The following is a 2,694-nucleotide window of genomic DNA, read 5'->3' on the forward strand; positions in this document are numbered from 1 at the left end:
CCGCCGCCGGCCGCTTCTGGAGCGTCGGCCCGCAAGCGGCCTGGCCGCTGTTCGAGGGCGGCGCCGGCTGGCACCGGCGCCGCGCCGCCGTCGAAGGCTACCAGCAGGCGCTGGCCGCCTACCGCCAGACCGTGCTGGACGCGTTCGCCCAGGTGGCCGACGTACTGAGCGCGCTGCAGCACGACGCCGACGCGCTGCAGGCGCAGCGCCAGGCGCTGCAGGCGGCCGAGCAGGCGCTGACGCTGGTGGAGGCCAATTACCGCGCCGGGCTGGCCAGCTACCTGGAGGTGATCAGCGCCGACAACCAGCTGTACCAGAGCCGCGTCAACGCGCTGGCCGCCGCCGCCGTGCGCTACCAGGACAGCGCGGCGCTGCTGGTGGCGCTGGGCGGCGGCTGGTGGAACCGGCCGCCGCCGGCCCAGCCGCCATGAAGCGCGGCGGCATCCTGCGGCTGGCCTACAAGCTGCTGGTCAACGACAGCGGCAAGTTCTCGGCGCTGCTGGTCGGGCTGACCTTCGCGGTGTTCCTGATGGTGCAGATGACGTCGATCTTTGCCGGCATCCTGAGCCGGGCCTCGGCCACCGTGTCCAACATCGGCGCCGAGGTGTGGATCATGGACCCGGCGGTCAACACCGTGGCCAACACCATTCCGCTGCCGGACTACCTGCTGGGCGCGGTGCGCAGCTTGCCGGGCGTGCGCTACGCGGTGCCGCTGTATGCCGGCGGCGCGCTGGTCAAGCTGGGCGACGGCGCCTACCAGGCCGTCAGCGTCATCGGGCTCGACGACACCAGCCTGTTCGGCCGGCCGCAGCTGGAGCAGGGCAGCATCGCCGACCTGTATGCCGACGACGCCTTCGTGGTGGTGCGCGACGCCGAATTCGGCAAGCTGGGCCATCCGGTGGTCGGCAGCGAATTCCAGATCAACGACCGCCGCGCGGTCGTGGCCGGCATCGCCCGCGTGGCGGCCGGCGGCCTGTTCGGCGTGCCGACGCTGTACACCACCTATAGCCGCGCGCGCCAGTACATTCCATCCAGCCGCTCCACCATTTCCTACATCCTGGTGGCGCCGCAGTCGCCGGCCGCGCTGGCGGCGATCCAGCAGCAGGTCCGGCAGCTGGGCTACCTGGCGCTGAGCAAGCGCCAGTTCATCCAGCGCATCAGCGACTTCTACAAGTACCAGACCGGCGTCGGCACCAACATCCTGCTGATGACGGTGATCAGCTTCATCGTCGGCCTGTCGATCTCGGGCCAGACGTTTTACAGCTTCATCCTGGAGAACCTGGAAAAATTCGGCGCGCTCAAGGCAATCGGCGCCAAGGGACACGAGCTGGTCGGCATGATCCTGTTCCAGGCTGTGTTTACGGCGCTGACCGGCTACGGCCTGGGGCTGGGGCTGTGCACGCTGCTGATCGCCGCCGCCAAGTGGCGCCTGCCGGACTACGCGGCGCAACTCACCTTCGGCAACCTGGCGCTGGCGTTCGGCATGGTGCTGGTGATCGCCGCCATCTCCAGCTACATCGGCATCCGCAAGGTGCTGCGCATCGAACCGTTCGACATCTTCCGCGGCTAGCCGGGGTGGCGCCGGAAGAACCAGCGTTTGACGGCCTCCACGGCCAGCAGGTACGCCGCCAGCAGCGCCGCCAGCAGCGCCAGCAAGCCGGCCGGCGGCGCCACGAAGCCCAGCGCCGCGCCTGGCGCCGAAAACGGCAGGGCCACGGCGGCCGCCAGCACCGCCAGCGCGCCGAGCGCCAGCGCCGGGTGCGGGCGGCTGCGCAGCGGATTGCCGCGCGTGCGCAGCAGGAAGATCACCAGCACCTGCGAGGCCAGCGACTCGATGAACCAGCCGGTGTGAAACAGCGCCTGGCCGGCGTCGAACACCGCCAGCAGCAGATAGAAGGTGAGGAAGTCGAACACCGAACTCACCGGCCCCATGACCAGCATGAAGTCGCGCACCAGCGCCAGGTCCCACGGGCGCGGCCGGCGCAGGTCGGCGGCGTCCACGTGGTCCAGCGGAATCGCCAGTTCGGACAGGTCGTACAGCAGGTTGTTGAGCAGGATCTGCACCGGCAGCATCGGCAGGAACGGCAGCAGCAGCGCCGCGCCGGCCATGCTGAACATGTTGCCGAAATTCGAGCTGGTCCCCATCAGGATGTATTTCATGATGTTGCCGAAGGTGCGCCGGCCCTCGCGCACGCCGGCGTGCAGCACGCCGAGGTCGTGCTCGAGCAGGATCAGGTCGGCCGCCGCGCGCGCCACGTCGACCGCGCCGTCGACCGAGATGGCGACGTCGGCCGCATGCAGCGCCGGCGCGTCGTTGATGCCGTCGCCGAGGTAGCCCACCACATGGCCGCGCCGCCGCAGCGCGACCAGGATGCGGTGCTTCTGCACCGGGGTGATGCGGCAGAACAGGTTGACGCGTTCGGCGGCGGCGCCGAGCGCGAGGTCGTCCAGCCGCGCCACCTCGTCGCCGCTGAGCACGCCGGTGACCGGCACCCCGAGCCGGGCATACAGGTGGCGCGCCACCAGTTCGTGGTCGCCGGTGACGGTCTTGAGCGCGACGCCGTCGCGCGCCAGCGCCGCCAGCGCCGGCGCCGCGCTCGGCTTGGGCGGATCAAGGAAGCTCACCAGGCCGGCAAACACCAGCGCGGTCTCGTCGCCGGCGCCGGCGTCCTGCTGGGCCGGCGGCACCGCGCG

Annotated in this window: 3 protein-coding genes; 2 read left to right on the forward strand and 1 reads right to left on the reverse strand. The window is 70.7% G+C overall.

What is annotated here, in order from left to right; translation table 11 throughout:
- Together GTP55_RS29065 and GTP55_RS29070 are read left to right on the forward strand one after the other, a co-directional pair.
- Positions 1-431 (forward strand): TolC family protein (locus tag GTP55_RS29065; RefSeq protein WP_161048244.1); only part of this gene is annotated, 431 nt, incomplete at its 5' end.
- Positions 428-1,570, forward strand: a complete 1,143-nt coding sequence (locus GTP55_RS29070; protein WP_161048246.1) for an ABC transporter permease — start codon at positions 428-430, stop codon at positions 1,568-1,570. The genes GTP55_RS29065 and GTP55_RS29070, both read left to right, overlap by 4 nt.
- Here the strand turns inward: GTP55_RS29070 and GTP55_RS29075 are convergent.
- Positions 1,567-2,694, reverse strand: a 1,128-nt coding sequence (locus tag GTP55_RS29075; RefSeq protein ID WP_161048245.1) for an HAD-IC family P-type ATPase, incomplete at its 5' end; no start/stop codon positions are given. The two genes, GTP55_RS29070 and GTP55_RS29075, sit on opposite strands and share 4 nt — an antisense overlap.

The organism is Duganella margarita (genome assembly GCF_009857535.1).
In the GTDB taxonomy this organism is placed as follows: Bacteria; Pseudomonadota; Gammaproteobacteria; order Burkholderiales; family Burkholderiaceae_D; genus Rugamonas; species Rugamonas margarita.